The organism is Geobacillus sp. CX412 (assembly GCF_027942335.1).
Classification (GTDB): Bacteria; Bacillota; Bacilli; order Bacillales; family Anoxybacillaceae; genus Parageobacillus_B; species Parageobacillus_B toebii.
The window spans coordinates 326,773-345,096 of sequence record NZ_CP103461.1; the positions used below are offsets into that span (position 1 = coordinate 326,773).

Annotated in this window: 23 protein-coding genes; 22 read left to right on the forward strand and 1 reads right to left on the reverse strand. The window is 41.1% G+C overall.

What is annotated here, in order from left to right:
* The first annotated feature begins 26 nt into the window (after window positions 1–26).
* From NXM86_RS01545 to NXM86_RS01615, 15 genes are all read left to right on the forward strand, one after another.
* Entirely contained in the window at window positions 27–1,883 is a 1,857-nt protein-coding gene (locus tag NXM86_RS01545) for a hypothetical protein (protein WP_498958514.1), read from the forward strand.
* Complete coding sequence (locus NXM86_RS01550; protein ID WP_498958983.1) at window positions 1,880–2,128, forward strand: flagellar biosynthesis protein FlhB; 249 nt, start codon at window positions 1,880–1,882, stop codon at window positions 2,126–2,128. The genes NXM86_RS01545 and NXM86_RS01550 overlap by 4 nt, the downstream gene beginning before the upstream one ends.
* An 11-nt stretch (window positions 2,129–2,139) precedes the next feature.
* On the forward strand, window positions 2,140–2,577 hold the full coding sequence (locus NXM86_RS01555; RefSeq protein ID WP_498958515.1) for a YaaR family protein: 438 nt from the start codon (window positions 2,140–2,142) through the stop codon (window positions 2,575–2,577).
* Between the two features lie 57 nt (window positions 2,578–2,634).
* Window positions 2,635–3,045, forward strand: coding sequence for a TIGR03826 family flagellar region protein (locus tag NXM86_RS01560; protein WP_081189268.1), 411 nt, complete (start codon window positions 2,635–2,637; stop codon window positions 3,043–3,045).
* A gap of 92 nt (window positions 3,046–3,137) precedes the next feature.
* The gene (gene flgM, locus NXM86_RS01565; protein WP_498958516.1) at window positions 3,138–3,401 is read left to right on the forward strand and encodes a flagellar biosynthesis anti-sigma factor FlgM; all 264 of its coding nucleotides are present in this window, start codon (window positions 3,138–3,140) and stop codon (window positions 3,399–3,401) included.
* 56 nt (window positions 3,402–3,457) lie between these two features.
* Complete coding sequence (locus tag NXM86_RS01570) at window positions 3,458–3,952, forward strand: flagellar protein FlgN (RefSeq protein WP_498958517.1); 495 nt, start codon at window positions 3,458–3,460, stop codon at window positions 3,950–3,952.
* 26 nt (window positions 3,953–3,978) lie between these two features.
* Complete coding sequence (gene flgK, locus NXM86_RS01575) at window positions 3,979–5,589, forward strand: flagellar hook-associated protein FlgK (protein ID WP_498958518.1); 1,611 nt, start codon at window positions 3,979–3,981, stop codon at window positions 5,587–5,589.
* Window positions 5,590–5,599: 10 nt separating this feature from the next.
* Window positions 5,600–6,505: a flagellar hook-associated protein FlgL gene (flgL, locus tag NXM86_RS01580; RefSeq protein ID WP_081189272.1), complete on the forward strand. Its 906-nt coding sequence runs from the start codon at window positions 5,600–5,602 to the stop codon at window positions 6,503–6,505.
* Window positions 6,506–6,553: 48 nt separating this feature from the next.
* A complete protein-coding gene (locus tag NXM86_RS01585) occupies window positions 6,554–7,144 on the forward strand; it encodes a DUF6470 family protein (protein ID WP_498958519.1) in 591 nt (196 codons plus the stop codon).
* A gap of 17 nt (window positions 7,145–7,161) precedes the next feature.
* A complete protein-coding gene (gene fliW, locus NXM86_RS01590) occupies window positions 7,162–7,599 on the forward strand; it encodes a flagellar assembly protein FliW (protein ID WP_498958520.1) in 438 nt (145 codons plus the stop codon).
* Window positions 7,600–7,613: 14 nt separating this feature from the next.
* Window positions 7,614–7,862: a carbon storage regulator CsrA gene (gene csrA, locus NXM86_RS01595; protein WP_498958521.1), complete on the forward strand. Its 249-nt coding sequence runs from the start codon at window positions 7,614–7,616 to the stop codon at window positions 7,860–7,862.
* Window positions 7,859–8,044, forward strand: coding sequence for a hypothetical protein (locus tag NXM86_RS01600; RefSeq protein WP_498958522.1), 186 nt, complete (start codon window positions 7,859–7,861; stop codon window positions 8,042–8,044). Before csrA ends, NXM86_RS01600 begins: the two co-directional genes overlap by 4 nt.
* A gap of 154 nt (window positions 8,045–8,198) precedes the next feature.
* Window positions 8,199–9,302 (forward strand): flagellin N-terminal helical domain-containing protein, encoded by a 1,104-nt coding sequence (locus NXM86_RS01605; protein ID WP_498958523.1) that lies wholly within the window; start codon window positions 8,199–8,201, stop codon window positions 9,300–9,302.
* A gap of 350 nt (window positions 9,303–9,652) precedes the next feature.
* Window positions 9,653–9,766 (forward strand): flagellin, encoded by a 114-nt coding sequence (locus NXM86_RS01610; protein WP_080729561.1) that lies wholly within the window; start codon window positions 9,653–9,655, stop codon window positions 9,764–9,766.
* Window positions 9,767–10,225: 459 nt separating this feature from the next.
* Window positions 10,226–10,567, forward strand: coding sequence for a hypothetical protein (locus tag NXM86_RS01615; RefSeq protein WP_498958524.1), 342 nt, complete (start codon window positions 10,226–10,228; stop codon window positions 10,565–10,567).
* Window positions 10,568–10,772: 205 nt separating this feature from the next.
* Here the strand turns inward: NXM86_RS01615 and NXM86_RS01620 are convergent, their stop codons facing one another.
* Window positions 10,773–11,954: an IS701 family transposase gene (locus NXM86_RS01620; protein WP_081189990.1), complete on the reverse strand. Its 1,182-nt coding sequence runs from the start codon at window positions 11,952–11,954 to the stop codon at window positions 10,773–10,775.
* A 393-nt stretch (window positions 11,955–12,347) separates the two neighbouring features.
* Here NXM86_RS01620 and NXM86_RS01625 point away from each other — a divergent pair, with 393 nt between their 5' ends.
* The 7 genes from NXM86_RS01625 to NXM86_RS01655 all read left to right on the forward strand — a co-directional run bounded on the left by NXM86_RS01625 (window position 12,348) and on the right by NXM86_RS01655 (window position 18,308).
* Complete coding sequence (locus tag NXM86_RS01625) at window positions 12,348–13,955, forward strand: DUF4046 domain-containing protein (RefSeq protein WP_498958525.1); 1,608 nt, start codon at window positions 12,348–12,350, stop codon at window positions 13,953–13,955.
* Between the two features lie 122 nt (window positions 13,956–14,077).
* On the forward strand, window positions 14,078–14,338 hold the full coding sequence (locus NXM86_RS01630) for a hypothetical protein (RefSeq protein ID WP_033026284.1): 261 nt from the start codon (window positions 14,078–14,080) through the stop codon (window positions 14,336–14,338).
* Complete coding sequence (locus tag NXM86_RS01635; protein WP_498958526.1) at window positions 14,335–14,514, forward strand: hypothetical protein; 180 nt, start codon at window positions 14,335–14,337, stop codon at window positions 14,512–14,514. The genes NXM86_RS01630 and NXM86_RS01635 overlap by 4 nt, the downstream gene beginning before the upstream one ends.
* Window positions 14,515–14,557: 43 nt before the next feature.
* Window positions 14,558–15,001, forward strand: coding sequence for a type II toxin-antitoxin system toxin DNA ADP-ribosyl transferase DarT (gene darT / locus NXM86_RS01640; RefSeq protein ID WP_498958527.1), 444 nt, complete (start codon window positions 14,558–14,560; stop codon window positions 14,999–15,001).
* 13 nt (window positions 15,002–15,014) lie between these two features.
* Complete coding sequence (darG, locus tag NXM86_RS01645) at window positions 15,015–16,049, forward strand: type II toxin-antitoxin system antitoxin DNA ADP-ribosyl glycohydrolase DarG (protein ID WP_033026278.1); 1,035 nt, start codon at window positions 15,015–15,017, stop codon at window positions 16,047–16,049.
* Window positions 16,050–16,322: 273 nt separating this feature from the next.
* Window positions 16,323–16,682, forward strand: a complete 360-nt coding sequence (gene flaG, locus NXM86_RS01650; RefSeq protein ID WP_498958984.1) for a flagellar protein FlaG — start codon at window positions 16,323–16,325, stop codon at window positions 16,680–16,682.
* Between the two features lie 15 nt (window positions 16,683–16,697).
* Window positions 16,698–18,308, forward strand: a complete 1,611-nt coding sequence (locus NXM86_RS01655; protein WP_498958529.1) for a flagellar hook-associated protein 2 — start codon at window positions 16,698–16,700, stop codon at window positions 18,306–18,308.
* The last annotated feature ends 16 nt before the right edge of the window (window positions 18,309–18,324 follow it).

Genomic DNA, 18,324 nt, shown 5'->3' on the forward strand with positions numbered 1-18,324 from the left:
AAGGGATAGAGCGGAGTGTGAAGTAAATGCAAATTCGCAACGACTTGATCATGAACGAGTCAATGACAAATCTATTGCCGTTTTCCTTGAAAGAGGGGGAAACATTTTTCGCGACCATTAAGGAAAAATTAAGCAGCAATGAAGCAATTATAACGGTTAAAGGACAGGATGTGCACGTTCGTTTTCAAGGCGAAATACCGAATGAAGATCAATTTGCTGTGCAAATTATCGGCATAAAAGATCATGTTTTACAAGTGCAGGCCGTACCAAAAACAGTGGAAACGAATGACGCAGCCACTCGGTTGCTCCCTGTCAGCGAATTAGAGAAAGCGGAACAAATCTTGTTAGCGCAAGGAATTCGTCTATCTAAGGAAGAAAAAGCGATATTAAGACGTTTTTTCGAAAAAGCACAGGGGGCGCTGGATGAAAAACTGGAAACGATACAGGCGCTTGCGAATAAAAAGCTTGAAGTGACCGAATTGCATTTACAGTCTATCCATGAAACACTGCATGGTGAGCCATTTGGCGAGATATTAATGCAGTTGGCAGATCATCTCGATCTCTTGCCGCATTTACAATCTTCGGAGGAAAACAACCGAGAGTCTGTTAACAATGAAACAAAGATTTTCAACTCTCAAACTGAAACAGAGTTATTAGAAGATCAAAGGATCTCACAAAAAGATCGCATTTCTGCAGGAGCAGAAGCAACGAACGGCCAACAAACGGAACTGCCGTATTGGAATGAGGAATGGTTTCAAACCATCCCCGTCCAATCCAAAGATATGATCGTTAAGACGATTACAGAAAAACTCTCGCAAGCGGCGCTTGATTTTAAAAAGCTGCAAATAGAGATGAATAAGAAGTTAGAAAACGCAACATTTTTATTGAACAGTGGACAAACATTGGCGCGCCAGCAGGCAAAACAATTCATCGAAGCCGTGATTAATACGTTAGACCGTGCTATTTTGCGAGGAGAATTTATGCTTTTTACCGACATGAAAACGGAGAAGCAAATGCTTCAAGCAAGTGCGAAATTAGCGGAAGCAAAGCAGCTGCTTACTGAAGGAAAGCCGAGCGATGCTTTAACAATCGTGAATGAAGTGAAAAATTTGCTTAGAGGGCTTCGCTTTCAACCAGCGGATGTAAAAATAAAGCATTTTATTTCCGCTTTTCATTTCAACGAGCAAGAAGCAATGCCAAAGCAACAGCTTCTTTCGCAGCTGGCAAAAACATTAAAGCTTCCGCTAGGCGAAGAAGTTTCAGCACGGAGTATGTTTGAGCAATTTCGGCAATTAGGGTTTCAGCATGAAAAAGATGTTTCCCGGGCCTTATGGTTGAAGCAGACAGCCATGGAACCGCAAAACATAAAGGCGGTGTTAATGAAATTAAGCCAAGGAGAACTTGGCATGATCGCACAGCAAGCCGAGCATGCTTTAATGAATATGACAGGCCAGCAGCTGTTGAGTAAATTTGATGCTAACCATCATATGCAAACGATGTTTTATCAATTGCCGGTGTTATTGCACGATCAAATTGAAACGGTCCATATTTATTTAAACTCCCGAAATGATGGAGGAAAGCTTGATTGGCAAAATTGCAGTCTGTACTTTTTACTGGATACAGAAAAATACGGGAAAATCGGAATTTTACTTCAAGCATTGGAACGAAATTTAACGATTACCATTAAAACGGACAATGCACAACTTGCCGAAGCATTGAAATCATTAACAGAGATGGCTAAAGAAAATTTGGAGGCAATCGGCTACAATGTAAAAGTAATTGCTTTTGCGAAAATGAATGAACAAGAAGAACCAAAAACAGCGGCAGAAACAACGAAAGAGAAAGAAACAAACAGAGAGAAAGGTTATGATTGGACGGTATGAAAAACGGTTATCCACATTATTTTTCCGCGTTGACGAGTTATCAAAAAGGAGCCGATCAATGGTCGGAGTCTAAAACCAATACGGTAAACGAAATCATCAAGCAGGCGCAACAACAAAACATTCCCATGCAAACCGATTCATCGCTTGTCAAGCATTTAGCGGATCCGGAAAATCGAATTCCTTCACAGCTCTATGCAGTCATTGGAGAAATTTTAAAATTAATTAAGAGCATCGAAAAACAATAGGGAGATTCATTGTGGAAATTCAAAAAATCACAAAAGCAAATATGATGAACGTAAGCAAAAAAGAAGCAACAGCATCAGCGTCTGTATCGTTTGCCGAAGTCGTGGCAAAGCAAAACGAAGAACTCGCACTCGAACGGTTTCAGCAACTTGCGAAAGAAATTGAAGAACAAGGGAAAGTTTTGGCGGAATCGCGTTCGGTGGAAGAGTTGCGAAAATATAAAAAGCTTGTGAAAACGCTGCTTGATGACGTGGTAAAAAACGGTTTGCAATTATCCGAACAACATGGTTTCAATTGGAGCGGGCGTTCGCGGCTATATAAGATTGTGAAAGAAGTGGACAAAAAGCTAATTGATTTAACGAATGCCGTATTGCAAAAAGAAAAACAAGGAATTGACCTTTTAAGCACCATCGGGGAAATTCAAGGATTAATTATCAACATTTATACGTAAGCGTTTTTTATTTGTCTTATAATGAAGGAAAGTGAGAAGTAGTGGGGAGGGGAAACAATGAGTTTAGCAAATTGCCCAAACTGCGGAAGCCTATTTGTAAAAAGTCTGTTTCGCGATATTTGTGAGAGCTGTTATAGAGAAGAAGAAGAGGCTTTCGAGAAAGTTTACCGCTTTTTGCGCAAAAGGGAAAATCGCATGGCGACAATGATGCAAATTGTAGACGCAACAGGAGTGAAGGAGTCGCTGCTGATGAAATTCATTAAAAGCGGCCGTCTAAAACTCGCTCAATTCCCAAATTTAGGATATCCTTGCGACCGCTGTGGCAAACTGATTCGCGAAGGAAGACTATGCGCAAACTGTTCAAAAGACCTAAATAAACAACTAGAAATGGTGCAAAAGGAAGAAGAAAGGAAAAAACGCCGTCATGTGGAGAATGTTTATTATACGAAAAGGGGTGACGAGAATTAATTTTGATTTTTTGTAAACAATCTTTTTCGTTTGCCGATAATATAGGTAGGAGATATGGAAACGGCTAGAGGCATGGAAAAGGGGGGATTTTCATGAGAATTGACAAATTCGGCTTGACGGTGGTTAATCCTTATAAACGCCAGTTCGATAAAGAGATGCAGGCGAAAAAGCCTGTGGCTAAACAAGATAAAGTGGAAATTTCCACGGCGGCGAAAGAGCTGCAGCAAATTTCTCAATGGACGGTCGAGCATCAAGAGAAAGTGCGTAAGTTAAAAGAACAAGTGCAAAACGGAACATATCAAATTGATGCGAAGACAATCGCGAAAAGTATATACAAATACTACTTTGAAAATTAAATCAGTATTCACATCATACTGATTTAATTTTTATGTACTTTTAGGGAGAGATTGGATTGTCTGCCAAACAATTAATAGAGTTGCTAGAAAAGCATGTGAAACTGCATAAAGGCTTGTTGGACTTAGCGAACAAAAAAACGGAAGTATTAAAGAAAGGCGATATGGAAGCGCTCAGTGAAATGATTAAAGAAGAGCAGAAGTATATTGCGGCAATTAAACAAATCGAGAAGGAACGGATTCTTGCTGTTGAAAAGATCATAAGTGCATTAGGCCATACACAGCAAGAGCCGACATTAACGGCATGTATTGAACTAGTAAACGAACCGGAACGTTCCGCTTTAGAAAGATTGCGAGACAATTTGGCGGTGGTCGTTGCAGAGCTTAAAAATATTAATGAATTAAACCAACAGCTTCTCCACCAATCGCTGCAGTTTGTCAACATGACGTTGGATATGATCATGCCGCAGCCGAAAGAAATGAATTATAGAAAACCGAACATGGCGACATCTTCATATGAAGGCAGCAGTTCGTTATTTGATTCAAAAGCTTAGAGTTTCAAGCATTGGGGGAAAATGTAATGCGATCAACGTTTCATGGCTTAGAGGTAGCCAAACGAGGTATGTTTACGCAACAATCAGCGTTATATGTAACCGGACATAATATTGCTAACGCCAACACACCTGGTTATTCGCGCCAACGCGTCAATTTTGTGCAAACAGAACCGTATCCGCCGGCTTCCATGAACCGTCCGCAAATCCCGGGACAGATGGGGACAGGGGTCGAAGCGGGTTCCATTGAGCGGGTGCGTGACAGTTTTTTAGATATTCAATATCGCGGGGAAAATAACAAGCTTGGCTACTGGGAAGCGCGAGCAGACGCACTGAAAAAAATGGAAGATATCATGAACGAGCCGTCTGACAATGGCTTATCGAAAACGATGGATCAGTTTTGGCAAGCACTGCAAGATTTAAGCGTGAATCCGGAAAATGAAGGGGCTCGTTCCGTCGTTCGGCAACGTGGATTGGCGGTTGTGGAAACGTTTCATTATTTATATGACTCGTTATCACAAATTAAAAATGATTTAGGTCATGAAATTGGTGTCACGATTACAGAAATCAACTCTCTGGCACAACAAATCAGCAAAATCAATCAACAAATCAGCGAGATCGAACCGCACGGTTATTTACCAAACGATTTATACGATGAGCGTGATCGCTTGATTGATGAATTGTCAAAATTAGTAAACGTACAAGTTGAGAAAATTCCAAGCGGTGGAAACGCGTTAAAGATAGCAGAAGGAACGTATAATATTTATCTAGTGGATAGTAAAGGGAATCCGATTTTAGATAGTAACAACCAAAAAATTTACTTAGTTCAAGGAAATCATACGAATGCATTTTCTCTTCCAAATGGAATCGGAGGCGATATTGACGGAGATGGTGTTAAAGAAACTCCGACAAGTGATATTGACAATGTGCAAATAGGCGGGGTTTCCATTTCAATCACATCGTTTCCATCTGGAAAATTACTAGGATTGATAGAATCGTTTGGTTATAAAGATTCTTTAGGAAATGTAAAAGGCATTTATCCTGAGATGATTAACAATTTGGATAATCTAGCGTATACGTTTGGAACAGTATTCAACGCTATTCATAAAGAGGGTTACGTATTGAACAGTGCTGCAAAAGCTCCTGCATTTTTTGATGAATCAACATTAACAGTTCCGGGAGCTGCTAAGAACATTAAGTTATCATCGGCAATTGATGATCTTTCTAACATTGCAGCTTCCACCAAACAGGGCGTCTCTGGAAATGGAAACAATGCTCTTAACTTAGCAAGCGTTGGAAAAATACTATTGTCGTCTGGAACAGTGAACTTAATAGATGTATCAATAAGTTTGCCGACCTCACTTCCTTTAACATCAGGTACGATTCAATCTAATTACCAAGGATGGATTGGAAAGCTTGGTGTGGATGGACAGCAAGCTGAACGATTGAAAAATAACAGTGAAGTGTTACGTCAGTCTGTAGAGGAACGTCGTCAATCGGTCAGCTCGGTATCACTAGATGAGGAAATGACAAACATGATTAAATTTCAACATGCATACAACGCAGCAGCACGCCAAATTACCGCCATCGATGAAATGCTCGATAAAATTATTAACGGCATGGGCATTGTAGGAAGGTAGGTGAACAAACATGCGCGTAACGCAAGGGATGTTGACAGGGAATATGCTTAGGAATTTAAGCGCCAGCTATGCGCGGCTTGGCAAATATCAAGATCAACTGGCAACAGGAAAAAAAATTAATCGTCCATCCGATGATCCAGTTATCGCAATGAAAGGGATGGTATACCGTACAAACTTAACAGAAGTTGAGCAATTTAAGCGCAACTTTTCCGAAGCATACAACTGGATCGAAAACTCGGATGCAGCGCTTGATAAAGCGACACAAGCGTTGCAGCGCATTCGCGAGCTTGTGGTGCAAGCGAGCAACGATACGTATGAAGTAAGCCAACGTGCAGCGATTTCGGAGGAAATTAAACAGTTAACGGAACACTTAGCTTCTATTGCCAATACAAAAGTCGGAGATAAATATATTTTTAATGGTACGGATACGCTGAAACAACCAGTAGATTTAAGCCAAACTCCGCCAGTTGTATCGCAGAACACGGATGAAATAAAAATCGAATTATCGAAAGGGATTTATATTCCTGTAAACGTGAATCCGACAAAAGTATTTAATTACGACAATACCGCAAAAGGAAACGGATTATTTAGTGATTTAGAATTTTTAAATAACGACTTAAATGATGCGACAAAATCAGGAAAAGATATAAGCCAGTACCTTAGTTATATTGATCAGCATATTAATAATTTACTTAGTGCTCGTGCGGAATTGGGGGCTCGTTTAAATCGAGTAGAGTTAATGGAAGAGAGAGTGGATCAGCAGGAAGTCATCGCTCATCGGATTCTCTCTGATAATGAAGATGCCGACATTGAACGTGTCATCACTGATTTAAAAACGCAAGAAAGCGTGCATCGCGCCGCGCTAGGTGTCGGTGCCCGCATTATTCAACCGACGCTTCTTGACTTTTTGCGTTAAGCTATCTTGTGAGGACAAGATAGCTTTTCCTCTAGGAGGGAGAAAAATATGCAACTGCCGCAAATTCGCTTGCAGTCTACCTTTGCAAAGATCGCGATCAAGACAACACCGCCTGTACTGGAAATCAAACAGCCGCCAGCAGAGCTTGACCTGAAGCAACCCCCGGCGGAGATGAAGATCGAAACAACGCCAGCCAAACTAACCATTGACCAAACGAAAGCATGGGAAGACATGGATCTCAAACATATTTTCCGACGCATTGAAGAATTTGCGCAACAAGGTTATGAAGACTGGCTGGAAGGCCTTGCCCGAGTATCTCGACAGGGAGATGAGCTGATGAGAATTGAAGATGGCGGCAATCCGCTTGCCGAGCAGGCAAAAGAAAACAGCGAGGATCCGATATATGACTTCAATATTGGTTGGATTCCTTCTCTCTTCAGTGTCAAAACGAACTTCGAACCAGCGAAAGTGCACATTGATGTAAAGGTCAATAAACCGATTAATCATACAAAAATAAACAAGCCGATGATCCACTATACCCCGGGGAAAGTGACGATCGATCTTGCGCAGCGCAATTCATTAAAAATCGATTTCGTCAACTTACGGTTTGTTGGTACTAATTTTGAAATTTCCATTTAGTAAAAAGGTGTGAAACGATGAGACTTCGTACAAAATATCATGGTGAAATTGAAATTAACGAAAAGGATATTTTTCATTTCGAGCACGGAATTCCAGGATTTTTAGATGAAAAACAATTTGTTCTATTGCCGCTTGAAGATACGCCGTTTGTTATTTTGCAATCGATCAAAACGCCAGCGCTCGGGTTTGCGATGATTGATCCGTTTATTTATTTTAAAGAATATGACTTTGAACTTGATGAGCAGTCAGTTGCCCAACTGCAGCTGTCTTCGGAAAAAGAAGTAGCGGTATATGTCATTCTCACGGTTGCCGATCCGTTCGATGACACGACGGCGAACTTGCAGGCGCCGATTGTCTTAAATTATGAAAAGAAGCTTGGCAAACAGGTAATTTTAACGAATACGCCGTATAAAACGAAACATCGGCTATTCCCAGAAAAAGTCGAGGCGAAGTGAAGGAGGCGGCAAGTATGCTTGTACTAACGCGCAAACTGAAAGAAGCGATTCAAATCGGCGATGACATCGAAATTACCATCCTCGCTATCCATAGCGATCAAGTGAAGCTTGGCATCAACGCACCGAAACATATCGAAATCCATCGCAAAGAAGTTTACCTCGCCATCCAAGCCGAAAACAGCGCCGCCTCTATCGCCTCCGAATCATCGCTCGAGCAGCTGAACGAGCAATTGAAACACTTGAAAGGGGGGAAACAAGAATGAGCGTCAGCATCGGTGGAGTGCCAGTCCAAGGAGTCGTCGCCCGCATTGTGCAAGATAATAAGGCAATTGCCGAACAAGCTTTAAATGAAATAATTAACAAACATAAAGACGACCCAGCGCGCATCATCAAAGAAATTCAGCAGCCTTCGCCATTTTCCCAATTTCTCGACATCAAAATCTAAAAAAATTTGCGCCAACCTATTAAACTTCCAAAAAACAAACCGATATAAAAAATGAACGCGGCATAGCGAAGAAAGGCGGCCGACTTTCTTCCTATCCGCAAATTGATCATTCCACAAGGACGTGGAATAAAAAATTTTCAAGGAGGAAATGAGTATGAGAATTAACCACAATATTGCGGCGTTGAACACGTACCGTCAGTTGACGATCGGTCAAGGTGCAGCTGCGAAAAACATGGAAAAACTATCTTCTGGTCTTCGCATTAACCGTGCAGGCGATGACGCAGCAGGTTTAGCGATTTCTGAAAAAATGCGCGGGCAAATTCGTGGCTTGGAAATGGCTTCTAAGAATGCGCAAGACGGGATAAGCCTTATCCAGACAGCGGAGGGAGCTTTAAACGAAACGCATTCTATTCTACAGCGTATGCGTGAGCTTGCTGTTCAAGCAGATAATGACACAGCAACATTGGATGATAGAAGAGAAATTCAGAAAGAAATTAATGAATTGATTGATGAAATTGACAGAATCGGTAATCAAACTGAATTTAATACTAAGAAATTACTAGACGGTACGTACAAGAATACTGGACTAAATTTTCATATTGGAGCAAATCAGGGACAAACCATCGAATTAAAAATTAATGATATGAGATCGTCTGCTATTGGAACTTCAACAGGTACTGGCATTGTATCTACTGCATCAGTGACTACGGATTATACGACTGGTACTGGAGTTGGTACAAAGACTTTTGAATTACAAGCCGTAGGTTTAACTGCACTAACCATCACATTGGATCGTGATTATGGTTCTGCAGAAGGTGTAGCGGATGCAATTAACACTCAAATCCGTGGTAATGCTGACTTTAAGGATTTAGTTGAAGTAAAAGTCTTAGATGGTGGTAAACTATCTTTTGTAAATAAGACAACTAAACAAGTTACTATTGCCGAAAGTTCAACTTCCACTGATACTGCACTTGAACTAAACATGACCTTTGGAACTATTACTAATAGTATGACAAGTGTCCAATCATTAAAGGTTAACAATGTTGATACTGCAACTAGTGGTGGGGTGTTGGATGGTGCAGATGCTGCCATTACTACAATTGATGATGCGATTAAAATGGTATCCGCTGAACGTTCTAAACTTGGCGCGTATCAAAATCGACTAGAACACACAATCAACAACCTAGGTACATCAGCTGAAAACTTAACAGCCGCTGAATCTCGTATCCGTGACGTAGATTATGCCTTAGCCGCTTAAATGGCGGCAGGCAGAGTCGTCCTAGCTGGAAACGGCTAGTGAGGATAACCGGGTGAATTGCTGGAAACCCCTTAGAGCCTTTGACGCCACAACGTAGCTGGAAACGGCAGACGTGATGGCTCGAAAAGTCAAAGGATTGGGCAACCAGCAGCCAAGCTCCTGTCCCGAAAGGGTGGAGAAGGTTCAACGACTAGGACATACCGCCTAAGGCGAGAAGCTATGGCGATGAAGTCCGTAGGGTGAACAGGATCCTTCCATCGTCCTGTATCATCCGAAGTGCCCGGCCCCTAACAGGTAAAGCTGAGGGTGAAGATGTAGTCTGGTCCCGTCACGAAAGTGAGGGTGGCACGATGGCCAAAGAAATGATGGAGTTCACGAAAAACAACATCCTTACACAAGCAGCACAAGCGATGTTGGCTCAATCTAGTCAAATTCCGCAAGCGGTGTTGCAACTGCTTCGGTAATTTGATTAGAGGGCGTCTTAGCTGGAAACGGCTAAGAGGATCACTGGGTGAATTGCTGGGAACCCCTAAAGCTTTCCTTGCCACAACGTAGCTGGAAACGGCAGGCGTGATGGCTTGAAAAAAGGAAAGATGCAACAATGGGCAACCAGCAGCCAAGCTCCTGTCCCGAAAGGGTGGAGAAGGTTCAACGACTAGGACATACCACCTAAGGCGAAACGCTATGGTGATGAAGTCCGTAGGGGAGGCAAGTGCCGAACCGAAGCGCCCAGCCCCTAACAGGTAAAGCTGAGGGTGAAGAGATAGTCTACACAACGGTCGAAAGACGTTGAGGCATGGCAAGCCAACCAACAACCGCAGGGTGTACTACAACTTCTTCGTTAATTTTAAATTACATGAAAGGGACTCTAGTTTTGCTAGAGTCTCTTTTGTATAAATTTAATTCTGTTGGAGGTGATAGTAGTGGCATTACAGGATGCAATAAATCAGATGATACAAATCAAACTTGTTAATTTTCCAGAAGATTTAGTTGGTCATGTAACTGGAATTTATTCACCGAATGATTGGTTATTAGCAAGGTTGGTTGACGTTGATAACTTAGGAATATGGTTAGAGAATCCTAACTATAATAGAGTAATTGTAAGAGATGACAATGGTGAGAGAATACCCCATCACTTACAACGTGAGGAAAGATTGACTGTCCATATTCTAATTAGATGGGAATATATTAATTCAATAATTAGATTCCCAAATGAGGAAGCTTCAGGAACCGATGAAAATGTGAGAACAATTGGTTTCAGATAATTTTTTACAGGAAATTTCATTAAAACCGAGCCAGCATGTAAACATTGCGAATTTATTGCTATTGTTTCAGTGTCCAGAAAAAGTGCTTCAACGCATCGGACAGGTAATTATGTCGAAAATTTAATCTGAATCTATATATATAACTGTAGTTGAGCAATTTTCATTACAATAATTACCATGTAAAAAGAGACAAACGGAGTACCCCTTATGCCACATGAAGCTGTTTTTTAACGACATCAATGGGAATATCTTGTTTCGCTGCATCGTAAATAAACTCCACGAGGCTATGTCCTTTCTTCTTTCGAAGGAAGTCAAGCCCGGTAGAGAAATCGCTGTTGGATTCGACCATACTGTACACATAAGCGAGTTGCACCAAGATCCAATACCGTTTCACCGCCCGACGTTGACGAACGCGGTACCCATCGAGCTTCAGCTGGTCTTTCGCTTGTCGAAAAAAGCATTCGATCGACCAACGCTGGGCATAGTAGCGCAAGATCTCTTCATCGCTTAGCTCCCGGTCGGTGCTCAAGACGCAGTGAAGATGTTCAGGTGTCATCGGCTGATCGGCTTTCCAAGCCAACAACACAACGGCATCATCGAGACCTTTCAGCGCTCCCTCGTAGCGATACACGCGATAACGCTCTTCTCCCACCGTGACGAGATGGGTGTCTTCCGGTTCGATGTAGCGTGCAAACTGCTTGGCTTGGATCGCAATGCCTTTTGGATAGAGAACCCGATTCGTCTTGAGCATCGCAATGACGTGGAATCCTTTTTTCAGGCAGGCTTCCACGAGTGTTTTCGATGGGTACCAAGAATCCATCAGCACATAAACAGAACCGTGCACATCCAAAGAAGAAAGCATCTCGATGGCCCATTGACCCTTGCTTTTCCCATCCGCCTTGTCGTAGAGGCGAAACGCAAAGGGAAAGGCTTGCGTCATCGTATGAACCATGAGCCAGACGAGAGAGTGTCCCCAAATCGACTTTTTGTCCGCGTGAGAATAATGCCAATTACACCCTTCAATAGCGTGTTTCGCCTGTGACGAAGGCTTCGTTTTTCGGCAGATCGTATCATCGATCGAAACAAAAATGGGGTGATTCTCTCGCTTGGCCGTTCGTTCCACATGACGAAGCATCCACTGCTGGAGTTTGCGAAGCAAGATTTCTTCATCCCAAGGGCTTTTCGTGAAAAAATGGCTCAGTGTCGTTCGATGGTTGGGATGAAAGCTCTCGTGATGCAGATCGGTCAAGGTTCCCGCAAATCCTTTCGTTGTCAGCGCGTCGATAATATGAATGAGATGCTTCATGACCGGCTTAGAGAAATAAAGGGCCAGCCCCAACATTGCGAAAAACTTGTCGATTCCTTGGTGATGTGGTAGTCTATTCATGAGACATGAACCTCCTTGAGAATGGTTTGGTGACACATCTATTCTAATCAAGGAATCGGGTTCATGTCTCCTTTTTTGTATGGATGTAAATTTATGTTAGTGAATTTGCTCATCTACAGTATATAATTGATTTGATACGGACTATACAGTAGGTCAAGCAGTTTCGTTAACAGAATGGGAAAAATATTGTGAGATGCTGGGTACATTAAACAACAGCTAAGAAATTTAGCAAATAAAGCAAGTGCCAAGTAGGAAAATGAATCCATCATCACTACCATGATTTCCAATTTTAACAGTGAAAACAAGGAGTCTACTGATTAGTAGGCTCTATTTCTTTAAATTTTTATGGAACATACGTTCGTATTTATGTTATAATAAAGTAGAGGTGATCATATGGATAATCTAAATTACTATCGAAGCATTTGTCCCTCTGAGCTAGTTCAATTACCGGTTGTGAACCTTTATAAGGAGCTCATCAGTGGAAAAAGAAAGGCGCTTCCTTCAGGTACATGGGAAAAAGACGAAAATGTGATCATTATTGTTCGTTATGCATTAGAAGTGCACCTTGGCTTAAAAAAGGAGCAAATCCCCAAGATCAACCGAGCCGTCATAAAGGAACAGAAGCTTTGGGGAGCTTTAAACCGTTTTAAATCTATTCGTAAATTAATTCAATTTGTATATCCTGGTCGATACAATGAATTTGATTTCAGCCGGGTGCCGATTAACTACTGGAACAATATTCAAAATATACGCGATCGATTGGAGTGGCATTTGAAAAGAGAAGGGATAAGGATCGAGGAGATACCGCAAAAAGTGAATCGTGATTTGTTGGTTAAATGGGGATTTTCTAACCCGCTAAAGCGATATGGTTATTCTCCGTTCCGCTTGATGAGTGCTTTATATCCTGGTATTTTTAAAGAAACTGATTTCAAAAAGATTCCTCAAGGTTATGCGAATGATAAGCAGTTTTTAAAAAAGCAATTTATGGACATGTTACGAAAAGAAAATATTCCTCTCGAAGAAGCCCCGAAGAAAGTAACCCAACGAATGTTGCTTAAACACCGTTTTAGCGGCGCTTTAAAAAATCATCATGGCTCACCATCGAAGCTCATGTCGTACCTTTTTCCAGGTTTATTTTCTGCGGATCATTTTCATATGAGACCAAACGGATATTGGAAAGATATTTCGAATGTAAAGCGCGTCATCACAGATCTGATTGAAAAGGAAGGGATAGCTGAGGAAGATGTTCCAAAGTTTATGACGAAAAAAAGATTAATGCAGGAGGGATTAGGTGGACTGTTACATGAATATAACGGTTCGCCAATCGAAATTGTTAACGCTGTTTTTCCGGGAAAATATGACATCATCGAGTTCCAGCGGGTGCCAAATCAATATTGGCACTCTCAAAAGAATAGAGTGCAAGCATTAAGAACTTTTTGTGAAAAAAGAAATATTCGCAGAGAATCGTTACCTCTTTTAAATCGTGCCTATTTTCGGAAACATTTCCCGAGATTTATCAGCATGGTCGATCGTCATTACGACAGCAAATTTTACCGTTGGATTATGGAATCATTCCCCGAATATACATTTCAGCCTGAGGAATTTAATTTGCTAGTTGGGATTGACGGGCAATTGTGTGATTCAAAAGAAGAACTAGAAATCCATAACTTTTTGATTCGCGCGGTCGTTGATGGGAAAGTGGAAAGAGAAGGATGTCGTTTTGTGAACCACGAATATGACGAAGTATACATCCCTGACTGGGTGATCAAGCAAAACGACAGAAAATGGATTGTCGAGTATTTCGGACTATATGGTTCGACGCGTTACAAGTGGTATACGGAGAAGGCGGACCGAAAAATGCAGTTTTACCATTCGCTCGCCGATTATACGTTGATTGTGATCATGCCTGATGATTTTCGGGAAAAAGGGTTTCACAGAATTGTGTCCCTTTTGCTTAGTAATGGGATGCAGCTTCATGTTCATTGCTCTCATTGTTACTAAAGGAGAGAAACTTTTAGGGTTAAAACTGTCATCGTTTAAACTAAAGGTTGTTGCTTTCTATGATTTTTTATATGTGTGTAAGGTGATTATTGATAAAATGATAATAAAAGGGAGGAAAACAAATGAAATGGTCAGAGTTACGTAAGCAATATCCGAATCAATTTGTTTTGGTGGAGGCTATTTCGGCTTGTTCGCAAAATGGTAAACGTATCATTAAGGAAATGGCAGTGATCGATCGGTATCATAGTGTGTCTGATGCATGGAATGGTTATAAACAGCAGCACAAAACTTTTCCGGAGAAAGAATTATATATTTTTCACACAAGTAAGGAGCAAATAGAGGTAGAAGAACAATATTTTATAGGGATTCGGGGGAGAGTATGAATATAAGAATAGAAAATGGATTACCTATTGTTTCTGTCGAAATAAAGTGTGGTGAAAAAACTGTTCTTTTAACAGACGTGTTGTTGGACACAGGTTGTGCTACGACTATTTTTGATACGGATGCACTCGCACAAATTGGTATCGAATTAGATGGTACCGTCAAGAATTTGGTGTAATGTAAGATAGATAGGGGATCTCTGAATAGATAGGGTACTCCTTATGGCACTTTACATGATTATGTTCCTTTTTACTTTGCTCTTAGGTTATGCTATTAACAAAGGTCGTGTAGTCGGGTATGCAAAAGGACAAGATGAGATTATTTATCTCGTGTCTAGGACAGATGTGATCCATCATAGAGGATTAGGTTATGTGTTTACGGATGGGCATGCCATTATGAAATTTACTGATTTTTATAATAATTTAAATGATTTAGACAAAATCGACTGGAACGTTATGCACTCTCAATTTTGGTTTGAAACGGAAGAGGACCCCGATCGGGAAAGAAGAAGGCAAGCGGAGTTTTTAGTGTATCAATTTGTTCCTATTGATATGATTTCAGGCATTGGGGTTAAAAATGATAAAATGAAGCAAAAAGTTGAAGAGATTATGTACCAATGTCATTGCCATAAACCGATAGCTGTCCGGCCGCATTGGTACTACTGAAGGAGGTGACGCAATGATCATCCTAAAACAAGGCAACCTCTTAGAAGATGAAGCAGAAGCTTTGGTGAACACGGTCAATTGTGTCGGAGTGATGGGGAAAGGAATTGCACTGCAATTTAAGCAAGCTTATCCAGAAATGTTTTCGGAGTATGAAAAGGCTTGCCGCCGCAAGGAAGTGCAGCCAGGCAAAATGCATGTCGTTTCCACTAAATCGTTGTTAAACCCAAAATATATTATTAATTTTCCTACAAAACGCCATTGGAAAAATAAATCCCGGATGGAAGATATTGAACTAGGGTTGGCGGATTTGATAAAGGTGGTTAAGGAGCTTAATATAAAATCGATTGCGCTTCCGCCGCTTGGCTGTGGAAATGGCGGGCTTAGATGGGATGAAGTACGTCCTAAAATTGAAGCGGCTTTTGAGCATTTAAAAGAGGTGGAAGTGCATTTGTATGAGCCTGCAGGGAGCCCTAACCCTGATCAAATCAAAATACGTACAAAACCTCCAAAGATGACAAGATCTCGAGCGTTATTGCTAATGTTAATGAATGATTATTCCATTCCGGGGTATAAGTTGTCATTGCTGGAAGTTCAGAAGTTGGCTTATTTTCTTCAGGTTGTCGGCGAGCCGATGAGATTGCGATTTGAGAAAGGGAAATACGGTCCGTATGCGGACAACTTAAATCATGTGCTACTGCGTTTGGACGGTCATTTTATTCGAGGTTTTGGAGACCGCAATCGGGATGCGGAAATTTATTTGCTACCGAATGCGGTACAAGAAGCTGAACAGTATTTGCAGGGTGATTCCGAAGCTGATGAACATTTAGAAAAAGTGCGGAATGTCATTCAAGGGTTTGAAACTCCATATGGGATGGAATTGCTTTCCACTGTACATTGGGTTGTGAAAGAAAATCCGGATATAAAAGACGATGTTCATTCCATTATTGGAGAGATTCACAACTGGAACGAACGAAAGCGTAAGATATTTAAAGAAAAGCATATTACAAAAGCTTGGCAACATTTGAAGGGAATAGGGATGCTTAATTAATAAAAAAATGCTTGTAGATAAGCCTTGCTCATTTAGGGAGTGAGGCTTTTATTATTAGTATAAACCTTATTTTTTGGGGTTTTTTCTATTTTTTATTATTAATTTCGCTACAAAACTGAATTCCAAACCTTTTGACAGTCTATTGTTGAAATAGAATTATCATAATCCCTGATTTTGATATAGGGTGCTTTTATTTTTCTATCCCCCTTCACAACTCCCCATCTCCATCCGATATAAAACATAGATAGTGTTCATGCAAAGGAGCGGGCGATGATGACGATGGAACGAGTATCTTCCCATCCTCTTTCTTATTTGTATGAAAGTGTTCGCAATGAAAAAGCAAACAGCATGATCGAACCCCAGCAGCAACATCATGCGAACAATTTGGAAACAACAGTGCAAAACATTCCAAAAGAAAAACTAGAAGAAGTAGTGAAAGGCTTAAACGAATTCCTTCAGCCAAGCCATACGTCGTTAAAGTTTGAGCTGCATGACGAGCTACAGGAGTATTACGTGCAAATTATCGATGAGCGAACGGATGAGGTTATTCGCGAAATTCCGCCGAAAAAGCTGTTGGATATGTACGCGGCGATGATGGAATTTGTCGGGTTGATTGTCGATAAAAAAATTTAACGGTGGTGAGTGAATTTGGCAAGCAACATGCGCATTGGCGGTTTGGCGAGCGGCATGGATATCGACCAGATCGTTAAGGACTTAATGAAAGTGGAACGGATGCCGCTTGATAAGTTGAAACAGAAAAAGCAAATTTTAGAGTGGCAGCGCGATGATTATCGAGAGATGAACAAATTATTACAAGAACTAGATACGCTTATTTTCGATGGAGTATTTAGGCAGAGTACATTTTTGAAAAAAACGGTTACAAGTTCGGATGAGAGTGTTGTCACCGCAACGGCAGTCAATGTTGCTGGAAATCAAACGGTTGAGCTGTCGAATATCACCCAATTGGCGACTGCTGCGAGATGGATATCGGAGCAACCTATTCAAACCACAAGTACGTCTGGAAAAATTAATCCAAACGATAAATTGAAAGACGTTACTTTCCTGGTGGAAGATAGTAGTGGGAATCCGCAAGAAATTACATTTACAGAGGCGTTTTCTTTAAAATTTGAAGTAGTAAAACCGGGAAGTTCGAAGCCGGAGACAGTGGATATTTCCATTGATCCGACAGCTGATACGTTAAATAGCGTTATTGCCAAGTTGAATCAAAACAGCAAATTAGGAGTTAGCGTCTTTTTCGATGAGTTTAGTCAAAAACTGGTCATAACCAAAAATGAAACAGGAGCAGGGGCTTCGATTAAAGTAATTGAAGGGGCAAGCGATGGTACTCCTGGGACAATCGGTTTTCTTAATGCACTTGGATTTGAGTCAGCCCGAGCTAATAACGAATTAACAGGAAAAGTAGATGGACAAAATGCTAAGTTTACAATTAACGGATTGCCAACCGAACGTACGACCAATACATTTACGATTAATGGTATGACTTATACGTTAAAAAATACTAAAACATCAGGAACTGTAACTATCTCTACTACAACCGATACCGACTCAATTTTTAACTCAATCAAAGCATTCGTCGACAAATACAACGAAGTCATCAGCAAAATCAACGCCGAGCTGAAAGAAGAACGCTATCGCAATTATCCACCGCTTACCGACGAGCAAAAAGAAGCAATGACGGAAAAGCAAATTGAGCTTTGGGAAGAAAAAGCACGGAGCGGGATGTTGCGAGGCGATTCGATTTTATCGAGCGGTCTAAGCAAGATGCGAATGGACCTTTACACAAAAGTAGAGGGTTCTAACATTACGGGCGGGTTTTCCCAGCTTGCGGAAATTGGCATTACTACCTCATCTAACTACTTGGATGGGGGTAAACTCATTATTGATGAAACGAAACTTCGCCAAAAAATTCAAGAAAATCCGAATGCGATTTACCGCTTGTTTAATAATGACAGCACCAACTATTCAGAAAAAGGCATTGTCCGCCGTCTCCGTGATACGATCAAAGATACCATCGGCAAAATCGAACAAAAAGCCGGGAAAACGATTTGGACGAACCAACAATTCGCCATCGGCCGCGATTTAATCCAAATTGACAGCCAAATCGATCGTTTTGAAGACCGCCTCAAAGAAATCGAGGACCGCTATTGGCGGCAGTTTACGGCGATGGAAAAGGCGATTCAGCGGGCGAACGAGCAAAGCATGTATTTGATGAACGCCTTTTTCGGCGGTTCTCAATAAAGGGAGCAGGTAAAGG